The sequence below is a fragment of the Candidatus Rokuibacteriota bacterium genome, assembly GCA_016209385.1.
Taxonomy (GTDB): domain Bacteria; phylum Methylomirabilota; class Methylomirabilia; order Rokubacteriales; family CSP1-6; genus JACQWB01.
Genome location: JACQWB010000080.1, coordinates 1 through 4750 on the forward strand (window position 1 = coordinate 1; position 4750 = coordinate 4750).

Consider the following 4750-nt stretch of genomic DNA (forward strand, 5'->3'; position numbering starts at 1 on the left):
GCGCGGGATCGTCTACATCGACGAGATCGACAAGATCGCCCGCAAGTCCGAGAACCCCTCCATCACCCGCGACGTCTCGGGCGAGGGGGTGCAGCAGGCATTGTTGAAAATCCTCGAGGGCACCGTCGCCAACGTCCCGCCCCAGGGCGGGCGCAAGCACCCGCACCAGGAGTTCATCCAGGTGGACACCACCAACATGCTGTTCCTCTGCGGCGGCGCCTTCGTCGCGCTCGACAAGATCATCGAGAACCGGGTCGGGAAGTCCGGCATGGGGTTCGGGGTGGAGATCAAACGACGCGAGGAGCGCCGGGCGGGGGACGTGCTCGCGCTGGTGCAGCCCGAGGATCTCCTGCGGTACGGGCTCATCCCCGAGTTCGTCGGCCGGCTGCCGGTCGTTGCCACCCTGCACGATCTCGACGAAGCGGCCCTGGTCAGGATCCTCCGGGAACCCAAGAACGCCATCCTGAAGCAGTACCAGAAGTACTTCGACCTGGAGAAGGTGCGCCTCAAGTTCACCGACGACGCCATCCTGGCGGTCTCCCGGGAGGCCCTCAAGCGGGGCACGGGCGCCCGCGGACTCCGGGCCATCCTGGAGGAGGTCATGCTGGACGTCATGTACGAGCTGCCCTCCATCCAGGGGCTCAAGGAGTGCATCGTCACCAAGGAAGTCATCCTGAACCATGAGCGCCCGATCCTGATCTCCGGCACGAAGGCCGAATCGGCGTAGCCCCGCTGATGCGTTCCCCCTCGCCTTCATCCTCTCCCCCGGCGGGGGAGCGGGCAGGCTGAGGGGGTGAGTTTTTTTCCGTGTCCGGCGCCCTCTACGTCGTGGCCACTCCGATCGGCAACCTGGAGGACCTCACGCTCCGGGCGCTCCGCGTCCTGAAGGAGGTCGACCTGATCGCCTGCGAGGACACGCGGCGGACTCGGCAGCTCCTGGCCCGCTACGGGATCTCGACGGCCGTGACCTCCTACTTCGAGGGGAACAAGCTCGCGAAGGGCGAGCGCCTGCTTCGGCTCCTGGGTGAGGGGAAGTCGGTGGCGCTTGTCACCGACGCGGGGACGCCCGGCATTTCCGATCCCGGGTTTCTCCTCGTCAAGGAGGCGCGCGCGGCGGGCATCAAGGTCGTGCCCGTTCCCGGACCCTCAGCGCTCGCGGCGGCGCTCTCGGCGGCGGGGATTCCGGCCGATCGCTTCGCGTTCGAGGGGTTCCTGCCGGCCAGGTCCGGACGGCGTCTGGCGCGCCTGCGGGCCTTGAAGGGACTGGAGACGCCGGTGGTCATCTATGAGGGGCCTCACCGGCTGCTCAAGACGCTCCAAGCCATCGCGGACGTCTTCGGCGAGGTCCCGCTGGTCGTGGCGCGCGAGCTCACCAAGCAGTTCGAGGAGATCCGCGAGGGGCCGCCGTCGGCCCAGCTCGCCTACTTCGGCGCGCGCGCGATCAGGGGCGAGTTCACCATCGTCATTTCCCCTCACCGTGCCCTCTCCCGCCGTGGGGGAGAGGATGAAAGTGAGGGGGCGGGTTGAGGCTCCTCGGAGGCGGGCGTATACTACCAATCGGAGGGGGCCTCGACGGCCCCCTCCGAGGCCTCCCCCAGGATGGTGGTTCGAGCGTGGCGGGTTCGGCCATGCCGCGAGGCAGGCCACCCGCCGCGCGAGGCCCGAGTCAATTGCGCGGGCGAAGCCCGCGCTCGAAGGGCATTACTCCAGCGCGCTGCGGGGCCGATCGTGGGCGCCGCCGATGAATGAAGTGTTCACCGTAGGGCATTCGACCCGAAGCCTGGACGCGCTGCTCGCGCTCCTCAACGAATCGGGGATCGAAGCCGTGATCGACGTGAGGCGCTGGCCCGTCTCCGCGCGCCACCCCCATCTGAGCCGGGAGCCGCTCGGGGCCGCGCTCGCGTCCGCCGGCCTCGCGTATGTCCACCTCGGCGTTGCGCTCGGCGGCTACCGGGACGGCGGCTACGAGGCTCACATGGCCACTGCCGAGTTCCAGGCGGGCCTGGCCGAGCTGGAGAACCTGGCGCGGGCCCGGCGGGTCGCGGTCCTCTGAGCGGAGCGCTGGCCGTGGCGGTGCCACCGGCGGTTCATCGCCCGGGCCCTCGAGGCGCGCGGCTGGCGCGTCGTCCACCTGCTGGATCCCGGGAAGCGCTGGGTGCGCGCCGAGCGATCCGCGGCGCCGAGCGAGCTCTTCGCGTATGGCGACTCCGAAGGCCCTGACGATCGCGGGCTCTGACTCGGGCGGCGGGGCGGGGATCCAGGCCGACCTCAAGACCTTTACCGCCTTTCGCGTCTTCGGGATGTCGGTTCTCACCGCCATCACCGCCCAGAACTCGCTGGGCGTTCAGGGCGTCGAGAACCTCCCGCCCGAGTTCGTCGCGCGCCAGATCGACTCGGTTCTGGGCGATTTCGGGACGGACGCGGCCAAGTGCGGGATGCTGTCCACGGCCGGGATCGTCCGAGCCGTGGCCGCCAAGCTCCGTCAGTACCGGGTCGAGAAGCTCGTCGTGGATCCGGTGATGATCGCGAAGTCCGGCGATCCGCTGCTCCAGCCCGACGCGCGCGCCGCGCTGGTCGCGGAGGTCCTCCCGCTGGCGCTCGTGGTGACCCCGAATCTGCACGAGGCATCCGCCCTGGCGGGGATGCCCGTCGGGGACCGGGAGGCGATGGAGGAGGCCGCCCGGCGCATCCACAGGCTGGGGCCGCGCTGCGTCCTCGTCAAGGGCGGCCACCTGAAGGGCGACGCCGTGGATGTGCTCTGGGACGGCCGGGAGTTCGCGACGTTCAGCGCGCCCCGGATCGAGACCCCCCACACCCACGGCACCGGCTGCACCTACTCGGCGGCCATCGCTGCGGGGCTGGCGAACGGTCTTCCCTTGCGCGACGCCGTACGGACAGCCAAAGCCTACGTGACCCAGGCGATCCGCGAGGGGTTCGCGCCCGGCCGCGGGGTCGGAACCCTGCGGCATTTCATCGAAGCCTGGTAGGCCGAGCGTGAGCGACGCGGCCGACGCCCAGATGTCCTTCTTCGAGCACCTGGCCGAGCTCCGGATGCGGATCATCTGGAGCGTGGTGACCATCGGCGCCGGGTTCATCGCCACCTTCGCCTTCTCGGACCGGATCATCAAGTTCCTGGCCCGCTCGATGGAGTTCAAGCCCGTGTTCCTGGCTCCCACCGAGGCGTTCTGGGTCAACATGAAGGTGGCGATGATCGCCGGCCTCTTCCTGGCGCTGCCCGTGGTGCTCTACCAGGTCTGGGCGTTCGTCTCCCCGGGGCTCTTGCCCCACGAGCGGCGGTACGCGCTCCCCTTCGTCATCACCGGGACGCTCTTTTTCGGGATCGGCGTCGCGTTCGCGCTCTTCGTCGTGGTTCCCTTCGCCGTCAAGTTCCTGATCGGCTTCGGCCAGGCGCGGGATCTCGTCCCCATGATCTCGGTGGGGAACTACGTGGACTTCGTCCTGAAGTTCACACTGGCGTTCGGCCTGGTCTTCGAGCTACCCCTGGCCATCACGCTGGCCTCCCGGATGGGGGTCGTGACCCCGCAGTTTTTGGCCCGGAACCGGAAGTACGCCATCCTCATCAACTTCGTCATCGCCGCGATCCTGACCCCCACGCCGGATATCTTCAACCAGTCCCTCATGGCCGGCCCGCTGATCGTCCTCTACGAGCTGGGGATCATCTCGGCGCGGCTTTTTGGCCGGCGCGCCAAGGTGGGGGCCGCGCCCGCGGCCACGGCATGAGCGCGGCCGCCCGGCCGACGAGGTCGAAGGAGACACGATGAAAAAGGATAAGGAAGCCCGAAAGGACAGCGACCAGCTGATCGCAACGATCGAGAAGAACCCGGACGAGGAGATCCGCATCTCGCTCCGGGAGTACAAGGGCCACGCCTTCGTGGACATCCGGGTCTACTGGAAGCCCGCCGACGGGGAGCCCGGCCCGACCAAGAAGGGCGTGACGTTCAACCCGGAGTTCTACCTCGAGTTCAGGAAGGCGATCGCGGCCCTGGAGGAGGCGCTGATCAAGAAGAAGCTGGTGGACCGCGAGGCGATCGAAGCCGCGCTGGCCGGGGACGCCTGATTGCCCCTCGAGTTCGCCGCTCTCGACCTCCCTGCGCCGGTTCTCCGAGGAATCAGGGATGCAGGCTTTACGGTCTGCACGCCGATCCAGGAGGCCGCCCTCCCCGTGGCCCTCCGCGGGAAGGACGTCGCCGGCCAGTCCCAGACCGGGACGGGCAAGACCGCGGCCTTCCTGATCGCCGCCTTCACGCGCTGCCTGCGACAGCTCGCTCCGAGCCGCGGCGGGATCACCGCGCCGCGCGTCCTCATCATCGCGCCGACGCGGGAGCTCACGGTCCAGATCGAGGCCGACGCCCGGCTGCTGGGCCGGCACACCGGTCTCCGGATTCACGCCGTCTACGGGGGGATCGACTATGCGCGGCAGCGCGATGCCCTCCGCGAAGGGTGCGATGTCCTCGTCGGGACCCCCGGTCGCCTGATCGACTACCTGAAGCAGAACGTCTGGTCACCGCGGAAGGTGGAGGTGCTGGTGATCGACGAGGCCGACCGGATGTTCGACATGGGGTTCATCGCGGATCTGCGTTTCATCCTCAGAAGGTTGCCCTCACACGAGAGGCGGCAGTCGTTCCTGTTCTCGGCCACGCTCTCCTTCCGCGTGCTGGAGCTGACCTGGGAGTTCATGAACAACCCCGTCCAGATCACCATCACTCCCGGGCAGAGGACTGTGGAGACC

General features: G+C 68.6%; 7 protein-coding genes. All 7 read left to right on the forward strand.

Annotated elements, in window-relative coordinates:
- A partial coding sequence (gene clpX, locus HY726_05555; GenBank protein MBI4608458.1) for an ATP-dependent protease ATP-binding subunit ClpX occupies positions 1–727 on the forward strand: 727 nt, incomplete at its 5' end.
- Between the two features lie 80 nt (positions 728–807).
- Positions 808–1527 (forward strand): 16S rRNA (cytidine(1402)-2'-O)-methyltransferase, encoded by a 720-nt coding sequence (gene rsmI, locus HY726_05560; protein ID MBI4608459.1) that lies wholly within the window; start codon positions 808–810, stop codon positions 1525–1527.
- 214 nt (positions 1528–1741) lie between these two features.
- On the forward strand, positions 1742–2053 hold the full coding sequence (locus HY726_05565; protein MBI4608460.1) for a DUF488 domain-containing protein: 312 nt from the start codon (positions 1742–1744) through the stop codon (positions 2051–2053).
- Between the two features lie 145 nt (positions 2054–2198).
- Positions 2199–2987, forward strand: coding sequence for a bifunctional hydroxymethylpyrimidine kinase/phosphomethylpyrimidine kinase (thiD, locus tag HY726_05570; protein MBI4608461.1), 789 nt, complete (start codon positions 2199–2201; stop codon positions 2985–2987).
- Positions 2988–3018: 31 nt separating this feature from the next.
- Positions 3019–3741, forward strand: coding sequence for a twin-arginine translocase subunit TatC (gene tatC / locus HY726_05575; GenBank protein ID MBI4608462.1), 723 nt, complete (start codon positions 3019–3021; stop codon positions 3739–3741).
- A 37-nt stretch (positions 3742–3778) separates the two neighbouring features.
- Positions 3779–4078 (forward strand): transcriptional coactivator p15/PC4 family protein, encoded by a 300-nt coding sequence (locus HY726_05580; protein MBI4608463.1) that lies wholly within the window; start codon positions 3779–3781, stop codon positions 4076–4078.
- Positions 4079–4750, forward strand: a 672-nt coding sequence (locus HY726_05585) for a DEAD/DEAH box helicase (GenBank protein MBI4608464.1), incomplete at its 3' end; no start/stop codon positions are given.

Coding starts and splice junctions, on each gene's coding strand:
- HY726_05565 (MBI4608460.1), top strand. CDS start 1,742: ATGAATGAAGTGTTCACCGTAGGGCATTCGACCCGAAGCCTGGACGCG.
- thiD (MBI4608461.1), top strand. CDS start 2,199: ATGGCGACTCCGAAGGCCCTGACGATCGCGGGCTCTGACTCGGGCGGC.
- HY726_05580 (MBI4608463.1), top strand. CDS start 3,779: ATGAAAAAGGATAAGGAAGCCCGAAAGGACAGCGACCAGCTGATCGCA.
- tatC (MBI4608462.1), top strand. CDS start 3,019: ATGTCCTTCTTCGAGCACCTGGCCGAGCTCCGGATGCGGATCATCTGG.